The sequence below is a fragment of the Iningainema tapete BLCC-T55 genome (assembly GCF_014698965.1).
Classification (GTDB): domain Bacteria; phylum Cyanobacteriota; class Cyanobacteriia; order Cyanobacteriales; family Nostocaceae; genus Iningainema; species Iningainema tapete.
The window spans coordinates 213,805-236,078 of record NZ_JACXAE010000110.1 but is presented as its reverse complement, the minus strand read 5'-3'; the positions used below and the strand labels follow the sequence as shown (position 1 = coordinate 236,078).

Below are 22,274 nucleotides of genomic sequence, written 5' to 3'. Positions count from 1 at the left end.
CAACAGGAAAGTACTTGTTACTAAGGTAAAATCAAATATTAATAAAACTTAACTGTTGCCTACAGAACTGCTTTCCGTCTTACGCGCAATAAACCTTTAACTTTTACCTTTGCTATATGGCCCGCGATTATTACGAAACTCTGGGTGTCGCTCGTGACGCCGACAAAGAAGAAATCAAACATGCCTACCGCCGCTTAGCCCGGAAGTATCACCCAGACGTGAATAAAGAACCGGGAGCGGAGGAACGCTTTAAGGAAATCAACCGCGCTTATGAAGTGCTAAGTGAACCAGAAACTCGCGCTCGCTACGACCGCTTTGGTGAAGCTGCTGTGGGTCCTGGATCTGGCTTTCAAGACATGGGTGATATGGGCGGCTTTGCCGATATCTTTGAAAGCATCTTCAGCGGTTTTGCTGGCGGGATGGGTGGTCAAACACAAAGACGGCGCAATGGCCCGGTGCGAGGTGATGACCTCAGATTAGACCTAAAGTTAGACTTTCGCGAAGCTGTATTTGGCGGGGAAAAAGAAATTCGTATTTCCCATCTAGAAACATGCGAAGTTTGTACTGGCTCTGGTGCTAAACCAGGAACTCGCCCCCGCACTTGCTCAACTTGTACTGGAACAGGTCAAGTACGCCGAGTTACGAGAACCCCCTTCGGTAGTTTTACTCAAGTTTCGACTTGTCCCACCTGTAACGGTTCAGGAATGGTGATCGAAGATAAATGCGATTCCTGTGATGGCAAGGGTGCAAATCAAGTTACCAAGAAATTAAAAATTACCATCCCTGCGGGAGTTGACAACGGTACACGCTTAAGGATTTCTTCGGAAGGAGATGCTGGTCAACGCGGTGGTCCATCTGGTGATTTATACGTGTACTTGTTTGTGAATGAGGACGAAGAATTCCATCGCGATGGCATTAACATTCTCTCAGAAGTCAAAATTAGCTACCTTCAAGCAATTTTAGGTTCCCGGTTTGAGGTAAATACGGTAGATGGACCAGTGGAGATGGTAATTCCACCAGGAACTCAACCGAATACGGTGATGAAGTTGGAAAATCATGGCGTACCACGCTTGGGGAATCCCGTTAGTCGAGGAGATCACATGATTACGGTACAAATTGATATTCCGGCAAAGTTGACGACGGAGGAACGAGAACTTTTAGAAAAGCTAGCTAAAATTAAAGGAGAACGTATTGGTAAAGGCGGGATAGAAGGATTTATCGGTAATTTGTTTCACCCACGATGAGTGAATCCTTGATGGAAACTCCTAATGCTCAACTTGACTTGCGCGGCACCCCTTGCCCGATTAATTTTGTGCGGACAAAATTACGCTTGGAACAAATGAACCCCGGTAGTTTGCTCGAAGTCTGGCTAGATCCGGGAGAACCGATTGAGCAAGTACCCGATAGCTTGACAATGGCAGGATTTCGGGTCGAACAAATTAGCGATCGCTCTGGTTATTTTTCTCTTTTGGTTCGTCGTCCTGTAACTGCTTAATGGAAGGGGAAGTTATCACTACTGGGCAGTTATTAGGTACGGTATCAGCCGTGCAAGCTAATTATTATCGGGTGCAAATGGATGTTGTAGAGACGTTGCAGGCAACGTCTCTCCTCTGTACCCGCAGAACACGGTTGAAAAAAATTGGCCAACAAGTAATGGTGGGTGATCGCGTAGTTGTACAACCAGATGGTTCCGGTGGAGGTGCGATCGCCAACGTCCTAGCCCGTCAAAGTCAGTTAGATCGTCCAGCAATTGCCAATGTTAACCAAATTCTACTGGTATTTGCTGTTGCCGATCCACCCCTAGAACCTTATCAACTTAGTCGCTTTTTAGTTAAAGCTGAGTCTACAGGTTTAGATGTAGTTTTATGTTTAAATAAAAGTGATTTAATTTCTCAAAAACAGCAAGAAGAAGTTGGCGATCGCTTAAACAAATGGGGCTATCAACCAATATTTATTAGTGTCAACAAAGGTATAAATATTGAGCAATTAACAAGTCACCTTCAAGATAAAATTACAGTGGTAGCAGGAGCTTCCGGAGTTGGCAAATCTAGTTTAATTAATAGGTTAATTCCTAATGCTAATTTAAGAGTAGGAGAAGTTTCTGGCAAACTTTTAAAAGGTCGTCATACTACCAGGCACGTAGAATTATTTGAGTTACCTAGTGGTGGATTACTAGCAGATACTCCCGGCTTTAATCAGCCAGACCTAGATTGTACACCAGAAGAATTAGTACATTATTTCCCAGAAGCGCGAGAAAGATTAGAGGTGGCAAGGTGTAGATTTAGTGATTGTCTGCATCGCGATGAGCCAGACTGTGCAGTACGAGGAGATTGGGAACGTTATCAACATTACTTAGACTTTTTGCCAGAGGTGACAGCACGTCAAACTCAACTTAACCAACAAGCTGACGCCGAATCTACACTCAAGGTAAAAACCAAAGGTAAAGGACAAACTCAGTACGAACCAAAGCTAGAAAGTAAAAAATATCGCCGTCAATCTCGGAAAACACAGTTGCAGGAATTGCAAGATTTGTATAAGGATGAAGAATCTTAGGTAAGGAGCAGGTGCTATGAGTCAAATAATATCTGAAAGAGTACGCTGGACTACCTCTGATCTAGAGTTACTCGCAACTGATGAGTGGAAGCGCTATGAAATCATTGACGGAGAACTATTTGTGACTAGAGCACCTCATTGGGGTCATCAACGGGCTATTGGTAATATTCACTTAGAGTTACAATACTGGTCACGAAGCAGTGGTTTAGGCGAAGCAATTCCAACTCCCGGAATAATTTTTACAGATGCAGATAATGTCATTCCCGATGTTGTGTGGATTACTTATGAGAGGTTACCTCAGTTACTAGATGAAGAGGGACATTTGAGAGGAGCGCCAGAGCTGATTGTGGAAGTGCTTTCCCCAGGGGTAAATAATGAACGTCGAGACAGAGAAGCTAAATTAAAGCTTTACTCTTTAAAAGGAGTACAAGAGTATTGGATTGCTGATTGGCGCTCACAGCAAGTAGAAGTTTACCGTAGAGAAGCTACCCAATTGAAACTAGTAGCAACCTTGCTATCAAATGACGAAATCACCTCACCCCTATTGCCAGGTTTTCGCGTTCAAGTTCAACGCTTTTTTGGAATAGACTAGATCCCCGACTTCTTAAAGAAGTCGGGGATCTGAGGGGATCTGGGTCTTTCTTGTTAAAATGGGCAATAAAAAGAAGATATGACCAGACCAATTGAGCGAATAGAGCAAGATATAGTGGTAATTAGCGAGAAAACAGAGGCGATCGCCTTAGAACTGCAGAGCGCTTACACTAGTTATCTCACTATCTTAGGGCAAGCTGTGCGTCAGCAGTTAATTTTAGCAACTTATCACCTGTGTACTCAAGGATACCCTGATAAATTTTTGAAGTTGTCCTTAAATCAAAGACAACAATTGCAGCAAGCCATCCGTCAATTAGCTCAAAATGCTGCGTTTCAGTTACTTGCTCCTACTTCCGAGGGAGAAGAAAACGAAGTGGAAGAACAAGAGGAAGAAACCTCTTCTACTCCTTCTACTATTCCTACCCCATCTAGCATCCCCTCTGTGGAGACGCCCCACCTGGGCGTATCTACAACCCTACCATCACCCATTAGCGTCAACGACATTGCAGATCAAATTGCGGAGTTAGTGACACCTACTTTGTCTTCTGCTCAAGACGCAGCGCCAACAGTAACATTTACGGCAAACGGGAAGCTACCTATTGGGTTTCTACAACTTGGAGAAGCCGAAGAATCTACTTCGGTGCCTACTTTGGGTGTCTCCTCTAACCCTAAAGAAGTAGCAAAATGGCAACAAAGTATAGAGAGAGTAACGCAACAAACGTTAAAAAAGTTATCTCACGAAGCTAACCAGACGTTACAAAAAGCAGGAATTTTACCCAAAAAACTACCAGAGCAAATTTTAGAAGCGGCGATAGCAGCATCAGAAGCATCGGCAGATGTGGTATCTGGACCACCTAATATATTAAGCTTGGTAATTGAAGTGGATCGAGAGCAGCCTGCGTCTAATACTGGCTTGACACAGATTATGGCTATTAATTTGCGTTTGGGAGAAATTGAATTTGCCAATGCAAAACTCTCGTCTGAGCGCAAACAAATTCGTCAAATCTTAGCTCAGTTAAATAAAATAGGACAAGAGTATCTAAAAAAACACAGAGAACTGTCAATTGCTGAAGCAGAAGCAGCGTGGCGTGCAAGTTGGTTTGAAGAATGACGAACGACAAACCTGATTGGTTAAGATTGCAAAAAGCCTTGGCAATAGAGGCATCCAAGGGTTTCACTGATTTAGTTGGTAACCAATACCGCTTCAGTGAGTTTCTTTGTCTAACTTTTGGCAAATTCCCTTGGACACTGCCAAGCTCGGAGCGCCGCCGTTGGCAAGAACTGGCGGGTAAATTTGCTGCCTATCCCAATTTAGAACTGGAAGAAAGACAAAATTTAGTAGCTCAAACTCGCTCTTATTTAAGTAAATTGCAATTAGCAATGGAGCAGGGGAGTGAAGAAGTAGGAGAGCAGGGAAGTCGGGGAGTCGGGGAGCAGGGGGGAAATTATTCTAACTCCTCAATTCCTAAATTACGTCAGTCGCCAATTGTTGCGGAGGTAAGTCGTAGGCTGGCTGCTAATATTGACCAAAAACTCTTTGAGTTACCAGAAATAGGAGCTAGAAAAGCAGATAAGTTAGCGCGGTTAGGTTTACACACTGTACGTGACTTGCTATTTTATTATCCCCGCGATCACATTGATTATGCTCGTCAAGTAAATATCGGCGAGTTAGATGCAGGTGAGACGGTGACGATAGTGGCAAAGGTGAAAAACTGTAACTGCTATGTTAGCCCTCGCAATCAAAAATTAATGGTTTTGCAGATGGAGTTGCGGGATAATACTGGTCGCATTAAAGTTAATCGCTTTTTTGCTGGTACACGTTATACTAGTCGCGCTTGGCAGGAGAGTTTAAAGCGTCGCTACCCAGAGGGTAGTGTTGTCGCTGCTTGTGGTTTAGTGAAAGAAAGTAAATATGGGTTGACTTTGGAAGATCCGGAACTAGAAGTTTTGGCAACTCCAGGAGATAAGATTGAGTCACTGACTATTGGCAGGATTGTACCAATTTATGCGCTGACTGAAGGCATAGGCGCGGATTTGATGCGCCAAGCGGTAACTACTGTTTTGCCTTCCACTGTGCATCTTAAAGATCCTCTGCCCAGTGGTTTGCGAGATAAGTATGGGTTGATGGAGTTGAAGGATGCACTTAGTAACATTCACTTCCCGGATGATACTGCTACTCTTCAAGTTGCTCGTCGTCGCCTCGTTTTTGATGAATTTTTCTACCTTCAACTTGGGTTACTTCAGCGGCAACATAAAGCACGGCAAATTCAAACAAGTGCTGTTCTTGCCCCTAGAGGTAAGTTAGTGGAAACTTTCTACGAAATATTGCCGTTTAAGTTGACTGGCGCACAACAAAGAGTCATCAACGATATTCTTAATGATTTGCAAAAATCAGTACCAATGAATCGTCTTGTCCAAGGAGATGTTGGTTCTGGTAAAACTGTTGTAGCGGTGGTTGCTATTCTGGCAGCGATTCAATCTGGCTATCAAGCGGCGTTGATGGCTCCGACAGAAGTTTTGGCAGAACAGCATTACCGCAAGTTAGTTAATTGGTTTAATCTTTTGCATTTACCAGTGGAATTACTGACTGGTTCGACAAAAGTTGTAAAAAGAAGACAGATACATGCTCAGTTAGAAACTGGTGAGTTGCCGCTTTTGGTGGGGACTCATGCTTTAATTCAAGATCCGGTAATTTTTCATCGCTTGGGTTTGGTGGTGATTGATGAGCAGCACCGTTTTGGGGTGGAACAACGAGCGCGGTTGCAGCAAAAAGGTGAGCAGCCCCATGTGTTAACTATGACTGCGACTCCGATTCCCCGCACCTTGGCGCTGACTGTACACGGGGATTTGGATGTGAGTCAGATTGATGAGTTACCTCCAGGAAGGCAAAAGATTCAAACAACGGCGTTAACTAGTCAGCAACGCAACCATGCTTATGATTTGATTCGTCGGGAAGTTGCCCAAGGACGACAAGTTTATGTGGTTTTACCTTTAGTGGAAGAGTCGGAAAAGTTGGATTTGCGATCGGCGGTGGAGGAGCATCAAAAGTTACAGGAAAGTGTTTTTCCTGAGTTTCAGGTGGGGCTACTGCATGGGCGGATGACTTCGGCGGAAAAGGATGAGGCGATTGGGAAGTTTCGCGATCGCCAAACTCAAATCTTGGTTTCTACTACTGTGGTAGAAGTAGGCGTAGACGTGCCCAATGCAACAGTTATGCTCATAGAAAATGCGGAGCGTTTTGGCTTATCTCAGTTGCACCAATTACGGGGACGTGTTGGTCGTGGTGCGGCTCAGTCCTACTGTTTATTAATGAGTAGTACCAGAAGTCCCGATGCTCAGCAACGTTTGAAGGTGTTGGAACAATCCCAGGACGGCTTTTTTATCTCAGAAATGGATATGCGTTTTCGTGGTCCTGGGGAAGTGCTGGGAACTCGTCAATCAGGAGTAGCAGATTTTACCTTAGCTTCTTTAGTAGAAGATGAGGAAGTTTTACTTTTGGCAAGGCAAGCAGCCGAGAAAGTAATAGAGATAGATGCTACTTTGGAACGCTGGTATCTGATGAAAGAAGAGTTGAAGTCTAGGTACGAGAAGTTAATGGGCGGAGCAATTTTGACGTGATTGACTATTACACCAAACGTGGTGTCTATGAAGAGATTGGTATTGCTGAATACTGGATTGTAGACTACTTAGCTCTTGGCGGGCGCTCTTTTCTTGGCAATCCCAAACAACCAACTATCTCGATTTACTCATTGGTTGAGGGTGAGTACCAGGTTATGCAGTTTCGGGGTGATGAACGTATTGTATCCCCAACCTTTCCAGAGTTAAACTTAACTGCTCAACAAATTTTTCGCGCTGGGATTTAGTACATAGAATTGCTAAATAAGGAGAAAAATATATGAAAATCGAGCAAGCTGTATTAGAAAAACTTCGCCAGTTACCTGTTGACAAACAGCAAGAAGTATTAGATTTTGCTGAATTTCTCCACCAAAAAATGGCTTCTAAACCTCCCCTTCGTAGTGTCAAGGGATTGTGGGCTGGCTTAGACATTGATATTACAGAAGAAGATATTGCCCAAGCCCGAAAAGAGATGTGGGGTAATTTTCCAGAGCAAGATATTTAGTAGTAGATTTTTGAGATGATGAGCGCCATTGCCTAAGCCTGAAACCCTGAAACTGGCGGATGGCATGTAGCAGTATGCACATCTTCCAGTTTGGGGGGTTTCTTAGTGCGAGACTATCCCTTGGAATCAGCTTTGCTTAGCAAGGTTAATATTCAACCAAGGGATTTCGGCGAAAAAATCCCTGAGTACCTCAAGTTTGTTGATAATCTTTTCAATGTGTTCCTTTGATTCTGTTTTAGGAGAAGTTATCTCACGCAAGTGTTTAAGATATTTGTTCCAGTCAGCTTCTACTGCATCAGCGCCTTTCTCAAAACCGTTAGTTGTGTCTTGCCAGTATTGATCGATTCCTTCTGTGAACTTCTCACGCACTCGCTGTTCGGTAAAATAATTAACAATTTGCTTTGCTAAACGCTTTTGCCAAGACTCTCCAAATAAACCCCAGACTGCGAAAGCGAATGCAGCAGCTAAACCTATGCCAAGCACGATAGGACCACCAATAGCCGCTACGAAAGCAATTACTCCAGCCGTGCCGCCGCTGAAACCAAAACCAATGCCGAGTGCTGACAAAAGACTAACCAATTTAGCAACTAAGATGTAACCGCCAAGATTTCCAAGTGCTGCCGCCCAAGCAGACAAGGCTCCGATGCTAGTTAAACCTACAAGCCCACCGAGAAAAGCACCTTTAGCATCGAAGGGAATATCTACAGGTATTTTGTCGGGATTTGGAATTTTAGCTCGTGCTTCTGTGTACCCTTCAAGCAAAGCGTCAATCTCTACGTTTAATTTCTCAGAATTAACTTTAATCAGGTTTTCTGCCTCGTTTTGAAGTTTTTCTACAAGATAGCCAGCAACATATTCCTTCGCCTCTTTTTTATCGCTGTACTTATTTCGGATTATCTGTTCTACAGCATCGACATTTAACAGTTTTTCTACATACCTCTGAAATGTTGCTTTAGTGTCTTTTTTTAAGTCATTGATACGTTGGCGTACCTTGTTACGTTTATGCTGAGTTTGTTGTTGGCGAGTAGGTTCATTTTCTGAGAGTGCTTGTAGTTGATCTCGCTGTAAATCTATTTCAGCAATAGTTGTTTGGTATGCCTCAATCAGGCTTACGTACTTTTTTATGTTGTCCTCCTTTATTGCTTTAATTTCCCGCTCAACACGACACATACGTGCTTGAGGCAGAAATTCACTTAGTATTTGTGTCAACTCATTAAATAAACTTTGACATCTATCGGGTCTTTCTGACCAAAACGTAAAGAATCTTTTTCGTAAATCTGCTTCAGTAATAGTACGATTTGTCTGTTCTCTACGACGCTCTAAAACGGTTTCGCTTATATTTTTATAGAGTCTTTTTGTGGCTTTATCTGAGATTTCTGTCAGTTGATGGTCAGAAATACTAGGATCAGCATGGGTCGCCACAATGAAAAGATTGCCCAGTGTTGGGAAATTACTGTATTCATTCTCAGGAGCAGGAAGTAAACGCAGTAAGCTACCGAGGCGGATCATATCTTGACCATTAATGTGACCCTTGGCAGGCGAAGCATACAATAATACATCGGCTACCTGTGCGGCGCTATTCGCCTTCTCCACATCTTTTGATACTTCATCAGGTTGATCTGAGTAACCTGGGAGGTCGATCAGATTGCAAGCTTTGAGTACAGGGGAGTCCATATAGACTACGGCAGCATGGGCTGCTATATCCTCATTACTACCATGTACCCCATATTTTTGCAAAATATTGAAGCTTCCTGCTTGTAAACAATACTGCTGACAACGTTCCTTGTCATCTAGGAGTAGCAAGTCAATTATTTGCTTACCTTTCTCATCTTTTAGCCAAAAGTCCTCATCAAAAATCAATACATCGTCTTTGAACCATTCTGGACGATCTTCGACGTGACGAATAAATGTAATGACTCGTGTTGCTGGCTGATAGCCGACAGGCAAGTTTTTGCTGCCCAACAGAGCATTCGCCATATGTGATTTGCCAGCGTCAAAGCCTCCAGTTAGTACTAAATTAGGCTTTTGCTTGTAAAGCTTGAGTTGCTTTTTAAAATCATTTGGGGTGGCTGGTAGTGTTGGTAGATCCAATGTGTCTATAGGAGGAACCGCATCAACGTACTGATTGAGCAAATTCAGTCGGCGATATAGTTCAGCGTATGGAATCCCTGGATCAATTGCTTTTAATGGTGGTGTTGGTGCTGACTCAGATATGGCACGAGCAATGTCCTGCCCAAATATTTGCAGCCATTTCACTAAAAGCCCCATTGGAACTGTTTCAGGAGCCTGCTCATAAAGACAAACTTCTCATGGGAGATACCCAGTATATTAGCAACCTGTACTTGACCCATGCCTACTTTCTGACGATAACTCAGTAAATCTATATTCATTTATGTTTTCAAAAACATCAGTAATATTATTTATTCTGTTTTCGTATAAATTATAAATCAACAGCAAGTAGTGATTACCCACCCTTTTAATTGGAGTTTAGAAACAATAATGAGCTACAGACTTTTTACCTACTTGAGTTGAAATTAACTTACTTTCGCCCTTGAGCAGTCCAAGCTTGGCTTTCACTTGCTGTCGCCAACCGTGGGGTTGCTACGCTAGTCACTTCATGAGCGGTGTTTCTTGAGAAAGTGTTTATTTTGGCACAACTGAATTCCACGCTAAGATGCCATTAGACCTGCTAGTATCTAATTAAAAGCCTCTCCTCTATTCTACCACTGTGTATGATATGAACATAGCTGTGCAAAATCTTCTTAATTCTTTTGAGAATTTAAGCGAATCTGAAAAGTGGGAAACGGCATTAGAGTTACTCAAACGCACTATACACTTTAACAATTTTCCAGCATTAACTGATGAAGAACTTACTCTGAGTGCAGAAGAACTTTTTTTAGAACTTGATCAAACAGAAGCACGCACATGAGTGAGCATAATCTTAGCGAGGTATAACTCAGTGAAAAATCGTTAAAGACCATGAAATTTCTCAGATTACTAACATGGCTTGATGTGAGAAGAACTATTTGCCGCGAAACTAGCTATGGCAGCAAGCTACCAGAAGGAGTAGTCAGGATTCGTTGTTTCTCCGATGCTTTGGAAATAGGTCTTATTAGCAAAGAAAACAGAGAGAATGCCGCGCAGGCTTTAAAAAATTGGTTCAAAGACTGGTATCAGGAAGATCAGTCTGTCATCCAACTTGACCTTGGTGATGCTACATTGCCAGTATAATTTATTCCAGGAGAGGAAAAAAGTACAACTGATATTTCTGTGCGTCCGTTTTGGGAAGAAATTGCTTATATTAATGAAGAGGAAAGGTCAAAAGTACAAGCAATAGTTAAGCTTCCAGAACCATATATTGAGAAGCCAAGTTTAATAGCTTTCTATTCTTTCAAAGGTGGTGTGGGCAGAACATTAAATTTAGCCGCACATCTTTTTGCTTTGTTAGATAGAGCTAAAGAAATAGATAGGTCTATAACTGTATTAGTTATTGATGCTGATTTAGAAGCTCCTGGTCTTACTTACTGGAACATGAGTGAAAAGCCACAACCAGTAGTTTCTTTTATTGATTTTCTTGAAGCTTACCACTACTCTCCGATTGAAAGAGAACAAACACTTTCATTATTTGCCAGGGAAGTTAACAAATCCCCTAAATATGAAGGAAAGTCAACTGTATATTTTTTACCTGCGTGTCTTGATGATAATCAGCTATTAGATACTCCCATTCTACCTGAGCAGTTGGTCACAAGTCCAGAGGGAGTTTGGGAATGCGGCAATGCTATTCATAGTTTAGGTAAAGCAGTTGGTGCTGACTATGTATTAATTGATTTGAGTTCTGGTTTAAGTAAAATATCCAGTCCCATCATTTTTGACCCAAGAATTCAGCGAATTATTGTGACAACAATCAACGATCAATCTCTTAGAGGTATAAATCTGGTGTTATCGCAAATTGGTCGCGTCGCACCGCCAAAAGCAAAGGTCGATGATGAAAGTTATTACGATCCTTCTTTGGTAATTAGTATGTTAACGCCAGAATTGAAATCATTACCAGCATTTGAAGATGCATTGGTGAAATTTCAATCTGCTTATTTACAGTCGGAAGAAGATAATTTATATTCCACAAGGCTGGAGATAAAAGAAACCGATTTTGCTCAAGATTTACTTTATGTAAATAACTGGAAAGAGGCACGATCCAAACTAAGCCAAACTTCAGTTATGAAAGTGGCTCATGAGTGGGCAAAAGAACAATTGGAAATTACCACGCATCAACAACCACTATCAAAACTTATGTCCATCAAAGCCAAATCTTAAACTATTCAGTCCGCTGCACTACGTTGTTAGAATGCTGCTTGGGTTGCAATGAGACTAACTCTCTTCCGCTTGCAGCTTGTCTGTTCTGCCAATCAGCAAATATTGCTTTGAAGTCATAGTTAAAAGACTTTGCGTGTTCCTCACGGATTCGGTGCAGTTCTTCCAAAATCTCGTCTTCCCACATACTCTACTCTCCCATCAATCATATTTTAATGCAAACTATTGTTCGTCCACTTTGGAGTTTAGCCTTCTGTGAGACAATTGCAAACGTATTCAAATAGGAATTAACTGAAATGCTATGGCTTGTTGCGCTCCTTGGGGTAGTGATTGGAGTAGTCGGGTTTGGAGCAATTTATCAAGCATTTGCCACAAGTCGCGATCGGCGTAGGTTTCTGCCACCTGGAAAATTAATTGAGATTGATGGTAATAATTGGCACTATCAAATTATGGGTAAAGGTCATCCGACAGTTATTGTAGATAGTGGAAGCGGAGGTACTCACCTAGATTGGCAGTGCGTGCAGCCCGAAGTCGCCAAATTTACGAGAATCTTGACCTACGATCGCGCAGGATATGGCTGGAGTGATTTAAGCTCAGAACCACGCACGGCTGAACAAGTTGTCAGTGAGTTGCGTCAACTTTTGAGAAAGGCTGAAATTGAGCCACCTTATGTTTTAGTGGGAATGTCTTTAGGTGGCTTATTCAGTCGCCTATTTGCCTATCACTATCCAGAAGAAGTGGCTGGGATGGTTCTAGTAGATGTAGCTCATGAGAAGATGTACGAGGAGTCACCAGCCGAATGGGTTGAATTGAACAAACGACTTGAAGGGTTGTTAGTTCATGTAGTGCCAATTATAGGGCGCATCGGTCTACTTCGTTTGCTTGTCACGTTTGATTCTTTGCCTTTTGCGGCTGGTTTATTCCAAAAATTTCCACCTTCAATGCAGCCTGTTGCTAAAGCACTCTATTCCCAAACTCAGTTTGGGAAAGCCTTTGCTCAAGAATCGGCTGCGGTATCAGTGAGCATGAACCAGGTTGAACAGGCACGCAAGACAAAGCCATTTCCTGAGATTCCCCTCATTGTCTTGTCGTCTGGAAAGCCAGACTTCGACATAACACAAGAGGTGCTTCAGAGACTGCAAGAATTACATGCCGATTTAGCTAATGAGTCACCTCAAGGCGTTCACATTATTGCTCATAGAAGTGGACATGTAATCCAACTCGACGATCCAGAATTAGTCATTGATGCAATTCGTCAAGTGGTTGAGAAAGTGCGTTGTAGTAGCGCCTTATAACAGTTGTATGCCCCCCCTTCATAAGGGGGGTTGGGGGGGTGGGGATCACACAACTGGTGGAACAGCAGGTAAATCAGAGTCTTGCTCAATGCTACTCATGTTGATAGCATTAACCTCACCTTTTGTCAAGAAGCGAAAAGTTTCTTGATAAAGGCTTTGCCAAAAGCGATTACTCATGTTTTGACTAACTTCTGTGGGATCTACCATTGGGTGCGGTACTAAGTCAGAGGCAGGATACATGTAAAAATGATGCCCTTTTTGCTTACCGCCGATTTTCGTAAAGAAATCTTTGTTAGTATTGATGTCAGCGGCATCCTCATTTTCCGTCAGCACCATAAATGTAGGAATATTCTTTAAGGTAGCCACATTCTTGCTATTGCGGACAAAGCTCCCAAAACGATCGCAAGCAGTCAACGCCCCAACTGGAAATCGCAATTGTGGGTTCCAGCCCATCTCTTGGATATCAAGTGGTCCTGTTAAAATAATGTATTGGCGTCGCTGATCGTCATAAACTTTCAAAAGTGGTGCATAAGCGACAACTTTCTTCACCCGATCTGGTCGTTGTGCTGCAGCACACAACGCTACTGTTCCGCCAACTGATAACCCCACTGTATAAATTGGTCCTGGCATTGCATCTAGTTGTGCAATTTGCGCACGCACCTCGGTAACATAATTCATGTGGGACGAGATAAAGTACTTGTCAAAGTCGGGATCGTTCTCTTGCTGAATCGCTTGAATAATATCGAGTAACCTTGGCTCGATCGCTAACAAACGGGCAACCAACGCCGCCTGTTCTTGAGAGCTAGGACGACGAATTTGCTCTAAGTTTGAAGAAGCCAAATTAGCAAGAAAGTTTTGTAAAACTGGATCTTGCTGTATCTTTTGGCGCAAAGGGATGGCAATTTCTGGTTTGAGATCGACTTGAGGCCAACATTTATCTGGTGGAATAAAGGTATGACCGGCAATGGAGGGCTGATAGAAATTAAATCCACCAGAAAATAGGTAATCTGCTAATCGCCACATTTGGTGAGGAGTAGCACTAAAGCCGTGAAAAATGACCACAGTTCCACGAATCGGTTGTCCTGGTTCGTGGAAACGGTAGTAGGGGTAAGCACCAGCTCGATGATTTGGGTTAGCATCTATGCTGCGAATATACGCATCAATAGCTTCTTGAGTTTTCCTAACTTGTTCGACGCTAGGATTTATGCTGGTACTAATGTTCGTGGTCATAAACTGGAATATTGAGTTATTAGTGATGGTTGATAGTAAAGGCGAACAGTTGTTCGCCTCTACACACGTACCACCGTATTAACCCTATATTGACTATGTGAACTCGATGGTGTCAACAAAATTTAAAACACTCTGCTTAATTTCCTCCGCTTCTTCTTCAACAGAACCAGGAGTTTCGCCTTGAGAAAAGCTGCGCTGACTGCTGACTATGTAGATGAAATCGCCTTCGGAAAAAGTGAGTAGCCCACGTTTAGCATTCAACCTGGTAGCAGTGCCATTGTTTCCTGTCTTAGAAATTGTTGAACCTTCCGGCATATTAACTAAGGCAAAGTAAGCTCCGGTAAATATATCGTTCAGATATTCGGTATGCTCTACTGTTGCACCAGGTAAATTGGCAGCGATCGCCTCAGGCACATACTTATCTAGTAGAATTGACTTGAGATATTTTTCCTGTGCCGCCGCCGACCTTTGCTTTGCTTCTTGTTCAGGAATAGCATGGTAATCTATTTGGAGCATTGTGCCAAAGTCATCGGAAAAGCTGACAAGCCCTTCTTTAGTTTGTACTCTGCCACCTTGCTGAACGTCTACAGGAATCGGTACTGTAAAATTACCATTAGGCGATTCATAGAACTGATGATCTTCTTCCTGTGGTAGTGTTTCTTCCTCGTCGTCGTCTTCAAGGAACTCTTCTTCTGCTTCTTCAAACGCAGCAATTACCTCTTCGATAATTTCTTTCGCTTGTTCATCGTTTAAATTCAAAGCTTCCTGTAGCTTTTTAAGCAAAGTCGTTTTCCCTTTGGGAATACGTAGTTCATCTTCGTCTATGAGTACGCTGACTCCGCCTGCAAAAGCGTCCTCCAATAAATCGTTACTGAGAGATTGTTTCGCAGTGTTAAACAGCGCACCCACTGAGTTATCTTCGGCGATCGCGACTAGTCTATCGACTATTTCAAACAAATCGTCATCTGAGTAGTCTTCAAAAACCTCGAATCCCCAAAGTACATCAACTAAAAGATCTACGTCCACATCTTCTAAGGAAGAATCAGCAACTGCTGTGACAACGGCAACCGCCGCTAACGCTTCTTCAGTTGAGAGTGGTTCTTCTAATTTCTTATCTGAATTAAAAACCTTGTCGTACTTTGCCATGATTTTTGTCTCCGGGAATGGCTTTGTGTGAAACGAGAGACTTCTGCCATTGGGTAGTGTAGCGTGCGTTGCCGTCATTAGTCCTGAGTCTGAAGTAATTCATGACTAATTTCTTGCACTTGCGCTCTTTTCAATCTCCCCATTTTGTTTTACGGTATGCAGGAAGCGTTTAGCAATCTCTTCGTAAAAATTAGGATCTGTCCAGTAACCCAAGTGTCCTTGTTCTCCCCAAGTAGCTGGAAATTCCAACCGTACATTTTCTAGGTTCTCGTAGTAATCCAGATGACCACTGATTGGATCTTGGAGATGGTAGTAATTCACCCACTTTACTTGATCTAGGTGACAATTTACTGGATGAGTGGTAAAAAATGAACTCTCATTTGCTACAGGTTTCACACGAAATGAGTTGAGGTGTTCCAATATCCGCTGTCTAATGTACTGTCCCTGCTGCGCTACTTCACGAAAGAAAAAGGCGATTTTGTCTAAAGGTGAACCGAAGGTTACTAGCCCTGTAATCTTATCAAGATGCAAATTTTTTCCCTTGTCTCCACGCAAGCTTGCTTCTATACACAAATGATTTAATGTGTCATAAGTAATACAGCTACCAAGAGAATGTCCTACCAATATTACTTGGTCATAATTTGCTTGCTGATCCCTCAGAATTGCTTTAAGTAACGTTGAAGATTCGGCTAATATCAGTTCTCGGATTTTTTGTCTTGGCGATTTTACATCAGTTGTGGTGTATATGGCAATATCACCGATGTAGTCAACCAATAGCGGAGTCACTAGTTTTTTACTCAGTTGCCAAGTTGGTTGTAGAAAACTACCCCTAAGAAATGGACTTGCCAAAGACAACACAACCCATAACAACAGTCGTAACACTGGGTAAATCAAGTTAAATAGACGCAGTAATATAGTCACCCAGCGTAAGCGAAAGACAAAGAAGCTTTTTCCTTTCTTTGTTTTCAGTAATTCTGCTAATAAAGGTTTGTTCTCTGTACGGTTATAAAATTTAATTGTGCCATCTAGTGTTTGTTCCGCCCATCGCAATATCTCAGGAACACTAATCTGATTTTCTGTCTGATATGCCCAGTAATACTCATGAATGTCAATTAGCGAGTTTTCATCATTTGAATTCAGTCTGACAAAGCTTTCTGTCCAAATACTACCTGTTGATAATCTACGCTTAGCTATTAAGTGTTCTAGCTTGAGATCTAAATTCTGGTTCTCAAAGTATTTAGTCAAATTTCGCGCAAAATAGTCCATTGTTTCAAAAGGGTTTTGTTCCCCAATCCCGTGGATGACTAAAAATGCTGTACGACCTTTAGGAAAGCTATGATTGATATTGTTCTGCATATATTTATCTGTTGAATACGATTAAAATTGTGTCCACTGCTAGGACGGGAATATTATAAATTTTGATTCAACAAGGATATAGATCATTCCGGAAATTTTAAATATGTTATGAATTGATGTAAGAGGCTTAAAGATCTAAAATTTATTATCCTAAATCTAAAGAAACTATAAAATGATTCACTAGTATTTGTGATATATCCTACTTAGAGACAGCGCGATCGCCGCTCAATCATTTGACAATCACATCTACCCTGGAGGAAAATCCTGATGGTTTCAGTATCAGAAAATACTTTAGCACAAGAAACACTAGAGCGATCGCTCGTCCTTTGGTACGACCAAGTGGGGATTGCCGACGTACCCATAGTAGGTGGTAAAAACGCCTCCTTGGGGGAAATGATTCAACAACTCACCTCCAAAGGGGTCAATGTTCCTAATGGATTTGCCACTACGGCTTATGCTTATCGGTATTTTATCAAATCTGCTGGACTAGAAGACCAGCTACGCGAACTCTTTTCAGACTTAGATGTTGATGATGTCAAAAATTTACGAGAACGTGGGAAAAAGGCACGAGCGCTACTGTTGCATACACCATTCCCAGTAGATTTACGAGATGCGATCGCCGCCGCATACAAAATATTATGTGATAAATATAACACTGACACAGATGTAGCAGTGCGCTCCAGTGCTACCGCCGAAGATCTCCCAGACGCCAGTTTTGCCGGACAACAAGAAACTTACCTCAACGTCACTGGTATCCAAGGAGTATTAGCAGCCTGTCACCGCTGCTTTGCCTCTATATTTACAGATCGTGCCATTTCCTACCGTCACACAAAAGGATTTGACCACTTTAGCGTTGCCCTAGCCGTCGGGGTACAAAAAATGGTACGCTCCGACTTAGCCACCTCAGGGGTAATGTTCTCCATCGAAACAGAAACAGGCTTTGAAAACGCTGCCCTAATTACAGCTGCCTACGGTTTAGGAGAAAACGTTGTTCAAGGCACAGTCAACCCAGACGAGTACTATGTATTTAAACCTACTCTACTCGAAGGCTTCCGCCCAATTATCGATAAAAAATTGGGTAGCAAAGAATTTAAAATGGTGTATGACGACGGCTCTAAATTTACCAAAAACGTGCCAGTCTCTGTCAGTGAAAAAAGTAAATTTGCCCTCAGCGATGACGAAATTTTACAACTAGCACGGTGGGCGTGTCTAATTGAAGAGCATTATTCTCAAGTCCACGGCGTCTACACCCCGATGGACATCGAATGGGCAAAAGACGGTATTACCAACGAATTGTTTGTCGTCCAAGCCCGCCCCGAGACAGTACAATCTCAGAAAGTGGGTAATGTATTGCGCAGTTATCATCTTGTCTTGGGGAATGGGGCATGGGGAATCGGGAATGGAGAAAAAACTATGACAACTCCCCAATGTCCTCTCCCCTTGGTAACAGGGCGTGCTGTAGGGGAAGCCATTAGTCAAGGTAAAGCACACCTAATTATGGATGTGCAAAAACTAGATCGGTTTAAAGCAGGGGAAGTACTAGTTACAGATAGAACCGATCCCGATTGGGAACCAATTATGAAAAAAGCCAGTGCAATTATTACCAACACTGGGGGCCGAACATGCCATGCCGCAATTATTGCACGGGAATTAGGTGTACCGGCGATCGTCGGATGCGGCAATGCTACACAAGTTTTGAAAAATGGTCAAGAAGTCACAGTTTCCTGTGCTGAGGGAGAAGAAGGACGTGTTTACGAGGGATTATTACCTTTTGAAGTTCAAGAAGTTCCCTTAGAAAACTTGCCTCGTACCCGTACACAAATTTTAATGAATGTAGGCAATCCCCAAGAAGCATTAAGTTTGTCTGCGATTCCTAACGATGGAGTAGGTTTAGCGCGGACGGAATTTATCATTGCCAACCACATCCAAACTCATCCCATGGCATTGATTCACTTTGACAAGTTAGAAGATGAATTTGTCAAAGCGAAAATTGCCGAAATAACCGCACTCTATGATGATAAACCTCAGTATTTTGTCGATAAGTTAGCCCAAGGCGTCGGTAGGATTGCAGCTGCGTTTTATCCCAAGCCTGTAGTGGTGCGGATGTCGGATTTTAAGAGCAATGAATATGCTAACTTGTTGGGGGGCAGACAGTTTGAACCCGAAGAAGAAAACCCAATGCTAGGCTGGCGGGGAGCAGCACGTTATTATGATGAGCGTTATAGGGATGCTTTTGCTTTAGAGTGCCATGCCCTCAAGCGAGTTAGAGATTCCATGGGTTTGACGAATGTGATCCCCATGATTCCTTTCTGTCGCACTCCTGATGAAGGGCGTTTGGTGTTGGCAGAAATGGCAAAAAATGGTTTGCAGCAGGGGACTAACGGTTTGCAAGTCTATGTGATGTGCGAGTTACCAAGTAATGTGATTTTGGCTTCTGAATTTGCACAAGTGTTTGATGGGTTTTCGATTGGTTCTAATGACCTAACTCAGCTAACATTAGGGCTGGATCGAGATTCAGCTTTGGTGGCGCGTTTGTTTGATGAACGTAATGAAGGAGTGAAGCAGATGGTGAAAATGGCGATCGCTGCTGCTAAAAAGCATAACCGCAAAATCGGTATTTGTGGACAAGCTCCCAGCGATTACCCAGAGTTCGCCCAGTTTTTGGTTGAACAGGGCATTGACTCCATTAGTCTCAATCCAGATTCTGTTTTGAAGACTATGTTAGAAGTCGCTAAAGTAGAAAGTGCTAATCCCACAAGTCCCTAGCTAATGGCTAATTGCTAATAGCTAATGGAAGACTGGCAATTAGCAATTAACAATTAGCAATTAACAATTAACAATGACTAAAAAGTGGTTTTGGATTGCCATCACGGGAGTATTTTTACTGTCATTTACCCTGAGATTTTGGGAACTAGGACGGTTTAACACATTGGTATTTGATGAAGTTTATTATGCTAAATTTGGTAATAACTATCTCAACAATGTCCCGTTTTTTGATGGTCATCCACCACTAGGTAAATTAATTATTGCGATGGGAATATGGATTGGTAGCCATATTCCCTTTTGGCAAGATCAGGTAAATGGGCTGACAGGTAAGGTACTCTCACCTTGGAGTTATAGATGGATCAACGCTTTGTTTGGCTCATTTATTCCTTTAATTGTTGCTGGAATTGCTTATCAAATAAGCTATCGCCGTAGCTTGGCAATATTTGCTGGTTTGTTCACAGCTGTTGATGGCATATTTCTCGTCGAGTCTCGCTATGCTTTAATTAACCAATATATTGTCTTTTTTGGTTTGTTGGGACAGTGGTTTTTCTTATTAGCATTGGCACAAAGGCAACGACGTATTTGGTTAATTCTTTCTGGCATTGCTTTTGGTGCATCTGCTGCTAGCAAGTGGAATGGTTTGTGGTATCTTCTCGGTGTTTATATAATTTGGAGCGTTGCTTGGATATTTTCATGGATTGGAGTAAGAAATGAGGAGACGAAATCTCCTTTACAAAACTTAACTCAAATTAATATTAAGCAAATCTTATTTTATTTAGGAATTATTCCAGTTGTAGTCTACAGTATCATTTGGATTCCCCACCTACAACTAGATACAAGGTATAATTTTGTCGAAGTACACAAGCAAATTTTGGGGTTTCATGAACGGCTTGGTGGAAACACTCGCACGGTACATCCTTACTGTGCTGCATGGTATAAATGGCCATTGATGACACGCCCAATGGCGTATTTTTACGGAACAACTCAAAGTGTGAACGATGGGCTACCCGTATTAGGACCTCCTTTACCTGGTAGTACTGGCAAAGTAATTTATGATGTTCATGCAATGGGTAATCCGTTCTTGTGGTGGTTTGGTGTTGCAGCGCTGCTTTTTTTGGTAGGAATGTTGGTAAGGCAAATGCTTGTTCCTTGGTTAAGGCAAAAGCGTTTTTCTAATGTAACGCTTTCTATGGATACATGGATTGGATTATATATAGTAATTAATTATATAATAAATTTATTACCCTGGGTGAAGGTAACTCGTTGCGTTTTTATCTACCACTATATGACGGGTGTTGTATTTGCTTTTGTTGCGATCGCTTGGCTGGTGGAGAGGTGTGTGCGCAGTTATCGTCTGGAGTTGCGTGCGATCGGTGTTACTGTTACCTTTGTGATTTTAGTTTCCTTCGTTTTTTGGCTGCCCATCTATTTAGGTTTACCCCTTTCTCCTGCAGCTTATAAACTGCGCATGTGGTTTACTTCTTGGATTTAATGCATGATTCGTCCATGTTAGTTTGATGATCCCAAGGCAGATTAGGGTAGTGTTTACGAAGAAATTCAAATGTAGCTAACCACTTCATCTGTTCAGTATCTAAGACATCAACTCGTCCTGCTTTTTCAGTAGTATTGCCCCCAAATAATAGAATAAATTGCTGTGGAATGCGACTCCAAATCATAGGTTTACCAAATGTCCATTTATTTAATACACTTCTTACCAAATTTCTCTCAGCTATAGAAGAATGAACAAAAGTCGATAGATTATGACCATTTTTAGTCAGGTATTCCAGAACAATTGCTCTTTCTGGAATACGTTTAATTGGTGCCCAATCCGGTATTCCTTTTTCGTCAATCAACTTATTAATCATTTGGTTGTAAGTCTGATAAAATTCTTCATCTTCACTCGTATTAATGAAGCAAAAGCGTGGATAGAAGATCTGAGTTTCGGAGAGAACAGGCTTATTGGGGTCTAAACGTCCACTTACCCAAAACACAGAACTCTTATTCTTCCAATCCGTATAAGCTTGCTCACGTGCTTTGTCTTGAATTGATTTTTGCATATGATACTTGAGTTAGAATGTAACATTATCCTTGAAGTAATTAGTTAAAATGTAACACTATCTTTGAAGTAAATAGATTGAGCATACATTTTCCACTGTAAGTGATCGTAGGCTCCTGTAGAACGTATATCTTGCAGTACTTGTCTCATAGCGGCTCTGTTAATTGCTCCCCCTTTGTGTGATACTTCTGCAAGCCTTGCAAGGGCTTCTGCCCGACGGGAACCTCCGATACCTAAAGCATGAACCCCTTCATGAATAAGAGTTAATACTGTTTCTTCATAGCCTTGAGTATTTTTTACATATGCAGTTGCCAAACTACTACTTGATCCGCCCATTAAATTTTTTGGAACATCGTTACGAATACTTAATACAAGGTTAATATCATCTGCTTGAACCCTTGCTAAGACTTCTCGTCCAATAGATGAACGACTCATGATTTTGATAATTTTTCCAGTTTTTAATTGATTGACACCAAAAGCAGCACTGCTCCCTTTATCAGTAGCATTAATGAATTTGGCAGCAGCCGTCATCTCAATAGTAGATCTGGAAGTAATACTTGAATTGAATTGTATATAGTGATTAATTATACCATAAATTTATTACCTTGTGTGAAGGTATTGCGATGCATTTTTATCTACCACTATATGACGGGTGTGGTGTTTGCATTTCTGGCGATCGCTTGGCTGGTGGAGAGGTGTGTGCGCAGTTATCGTCTGGAGTTGCGTGCGATCGGTGTTACTGTTACCTTTGTGATTTTAGTTTCCTTCGTTTTTTGGATGCCTATCTATTTAGGTTTACCTCTTTCTCCTGCCGCTTATAAACTGCGCATGTGGTTTACTTCTTGAATTTAAT

The 22,274-nt window shown here is 42.0% G+C and carries 21 protein-coding genes and 2 pseudogenes; 15 read left to right on the top strand and 8 right to left on the bottom strand.

What is annotated here, in order from left to right; translation table 11 throughout:
- Positions 1-116: 116 nt before the first annotated feature.
- The 8 genes and pseudogenes from dnaJ (at position 117) to ICL16_RS37140 (ending at position 7,264) form a co-directional block, all read left to right on the top strand.
- Complete coding sequence (gene dnaJ / locus ICL16_RS37175) at positions 117-1,244, top strand: molecular chaperone DnaJ (RefSeq protein ID WP_190836590.1); 1,128 nt, start codon at positions 117-119, stop codon at positions 1,242-1,244.
- Positions 1,241-1,495 carry a sulfurtransferase TusA family protein gene (locus ICL16_RS37170; protein WP_190836589.1) on the top strand — a complete coding sequence of 85 codons (255 nt, stop codon included), beginning with the start codon at positions 1,241-1,243 and terminating at the stop codon, positions 1,493-1,495. The genes dnaJ and ICL16_RS37170 overlap by 4 nt, the downstream gene beginning before the upstream one ends.
- Positions 1,495-2,553 carry a small ribosomal subunit biogenesis GTPase RsgA gene (rsgA, locus tag ICL16_RS37165; RefSeq protein ID WP_190836588.1) on the top strand — a complete coding sequence of 353 codons (1,059 nt, stop codon included), beginning with the start codon at positions 1,495-1,497 and terminating at the stop codon, positions 2,551-2,553. The genes ICL16_RS37170 and rsgA overlap by 1 nt, the downstream gene beginning before the upstream one ends.
- Before the next feature lie 16 nt (positions 2,554-2,569).
- Positions 2,570-3,145: a Uma2 family endonuclease gene (locus tag ICL16_RS37160; RefSeq protein WP_190836587.1), complete on the top strand. Its 576-nt coding sequence runs from the start codon at positions 2,570-2,572 to the stop codon at positions 3,143-3,145.
- Between the two features lie 78 nt (positions 3,146-3,223).
- The gene (locus ICL16_RS37155; protein ID WP_190836586.1) at positions 3,224-4,255 is read left to right on the top strand and encodes a hypothetical protein; all 1,032 of its coding nucleotides are present in this window, start codon (positions 3,224-3,226) and stop codon (positions 4,253-4,255) included.
- Positions 4,252-6,762, top strand: a complete 2,511-nt coding sequence (recG, locus tag ICL16_RS37150; protein WP_190836585.1) for an ATP-dependent DNA helicase RecG — start codon at positions 4,252-4,254, stop codon at positions 6,760-6,762. Before ICL16_RS37155 ends, recG begins: the two co-directional genes overlap by 4 nt.
- Before the next feature lie 2 nt (positions 6,763-6,764).
- Positions 6,765-7,007 (top strand): annotated as a pseudogene (locus ICL16_RS37145) (Uma2 family endonuclease); the annotation flags it as partial.
- A 32-nt stretch (positions 7,008-7,039) separates the two neighbouring features.
- A complete protein-coding gene (locus ICL16_RS37140; protein ID WP_190836584.1) occupies positions 7,040-7,264 on the top strand; it encodes a DUF2281 domain-containing protein in 225 nt (74 codons plus the stop codon).
- Between the two features lie 126 nt (positions 7,265-7,390).
- Here the strand turns inward: ICL16_RS37140 and ICL16_RS37135 are convergent, their stop codons facing one another.
- On the bottom strand, positions 7,391-9,532 hold the full coding sequence (locus ICL16_RS37135) for a dynamin family protein (protein ID WP_238361117.1): 2,142 nt from the start codon (positions 9,530-9,532) through the stop codon (positions 7,391-7,393).
- Between the two features lie 469 nt (positions 9,533-10,001).
- Between ICL16_RS37135 and ICL16_RS37130 the strand changes: the two genes are divergently transcribed.
- The 3 genes from ICL16_RS37130 to ICL16_RS37125 are packed head-to-tail and all read left to right on the top strand — an operon-like array spanning position 10,002 to position 11,575.
- Positions 10,002-10,193: a hypothetical protein gene (locus tag ICL16_RS37130; RefSeq protein ID WP_190836583.1), complete on the top strand. Its 192-nt coding sequence runs from the start codon at positions 10,002-10,004 to the stop codon at positions 10,191-10,193.
- Positions 10,194-10,243: 50 nt separating this feature from the next.
- Entirely contained in the window at positions 10,244-10,495 is a 252-nt protein-coding gene (locus ICL16_RS46410; protein WP_238361116.1) for a DUF1835 domain-containing protein, read from the top strand.
- Positions 10,496-10,534: 39 nt separating this feature from the next.
- On the top strand, positions 10,535-11,575 hold the full coding sequence (locus tag ICL16_RS37125) for a KGGVGR-motif variant AAA ATPase (protein ID WP_238361115.1): 1,041 nt from the start codon (positions 10,535-10,537) through the stop codon (positions 11,573-11,575).
- Between the two features lies 1 nt (position 11,576).
- On the opposite strand, the gene ICL16_RS37120 is transcribed toward ICL16_RS37125, so the two are convergent.
- Complete coding sequence (locus tag ICL16_RS37120; RefSeq protein WP_190836582.1) at positions 11,577-11,759, bottom strand: hypothetical protein; 183 nt, start codon at positions 11,757-11,759, stop codon at positions 11,577-11,579.
- A gap of 109 nt (positions 11,760-11,868) precedes the next feature.
- On the opposite strand from ICL16_RS37120, the gene ICL16_RS37115 reads away from it, so the two are divergent.
- Positions 11,869-12,867, top strand: coding sequence for an alpha/beta fold hydrolase (locus ICL16_RS37115; RefSeq protein ID WP_190836581.1), 999 nt, complete (start codon positions 11,869-11,871; stop codon positions 12,865-12,867).
- Between the two features lie 45 nt (positions 12,868-12,912).
- Here ICL16_RS37115 and ICL16_RS37110 read toward each other — a convergent pair whose 3' ends face one another.
- From ICL16_RS37110 to ICL16_RS37100, 4 genes are all read right to left on the bottom strand, one after another.
- Positions 12,913-14,097 carry an alpha/beta fold hydrolase gene (locus ICL16_RS37110; protein ID WP_190836580.1) on the bottom strand — a complete coding sequence of 395 codons (1,185 nt, stop codon included), beginning with the start codon at positions 14,095-14,097 and terminating at the stop codon, positions 12,913-12,915.
- Between the two features lie 93 nt (positions 14,098-14,190).
- Positions 14,191-15,243, bottom strand: a complete 1,053-nt coding sequence (locus ICL16_RS37105) for a hypothetical protein (RefSeq protein ID WP_190836670.1) — start codon at positions 15,241-15,243, stop codon at positions 14,191-14,193.
- Positions 15,218-15,346, bottom strand: a complete 129-nt coding sequence (locus ICL16_RS47045; protein WP_273039904.1) for a hypothetical protein — start codon at positions 15,344-15,346, stop codon at positions 15,218-15,220. The genes ICL16_RS37105 and ICL16_RS47045 overlap by 26 nt, the downstream gene beginning before the upstream one ends.
- Positions 15,347-15,348: 2 nt before the next feature.
- Entirely contained in the window at positions 15,349-16,599 is a 1,251-nt protein-coding gene (locus ICL16_RS37100; RefSeq protein ID WP_190836579.1) for a hypothetical protein, read from the bottom strand.
- A gap of 267 nt (positions 16,600-16,866) precedes the next feature.
- On the opposite strand from ICL16_RS37100, the gene ppsA reads away from it, so the two are divergent.
- Together ppsA and ICL16_RS37090 are read left to right on the top strand one after the other, a co-directional pair.
- Positions 16,867-19,365 carry a phosphoenolpyruvate synthase gene (ppsA, locus tag ICL16_RS37095; RefSeq protein WP_190836578.1) on the top strand — a complete coding sequence of 833 codons (2,499 nt, stop codon included), beginning with the start codon at positions 16,867-16,869 and terminating at the stop codon, positions 19,363-19,365.
- Between the two features lie 73 nt (positions 19,366-19,438).
- On the top strand, positions 19,439-20,857 hold the full coding sequence (locus ICL16_RS37090) for a dolichyl-phosphate-mannose--protein mannosyltransferase (RefSeq protein ID WP_190836577.1): 1,419 nt from the start codon (positions 19,439-19,441) through the stop codon (positions 20,855-20,857).
- Here ICL16_RS37090 and ICL16_RS37085 read toward each other — a convergent pair.
- Together ICL16_RS37085 and ICL16_RS37080 are read right to left on the bottom strand one after the other, a co-directional pair.
- Positions 20,841-21,422, bottom strand: a complete 582-nt coding sequence (locus ICL16_RS37085; protein ID WP_190836576.1) for a hypothetical protein — start codon at positions 21,420-21,422, stop codon at positions 20,841-20,843. The two genes, ICL16_RS37090 and ICL16_RS37085, sit on opposite strands and share 17 nt — an antisense overlap.
- A gap of 44 nt (positions 21,423-21,466) precedes the next feature.
- On the bottom strand, positions 21,467-21,952 hold the full coding sequence (locus ICL16_RS37080) for a hypothetical protein (protein WP_190836678.1): 486 nt from the start codon (positions 21,950-21,952) through the stop codon (positions 21,467-21,469).
- A gap of 30 nt (positions 21,953-21,982) precedes the next feature.
- Between ICL16_RS37080 and ICL16_RS37075 the strand changes: the two are divergent.
- A pseudogene (locus ICL16_RS37075) lies at positions 21,983-22,267 on the top strand (dolichyl-phosphate-mannose--protein O-mannosyl transferase); the annotation flags it as partial.
- Between the last annotated feature and the right edge of the window lie 7 nt (positions 22,268-22,274).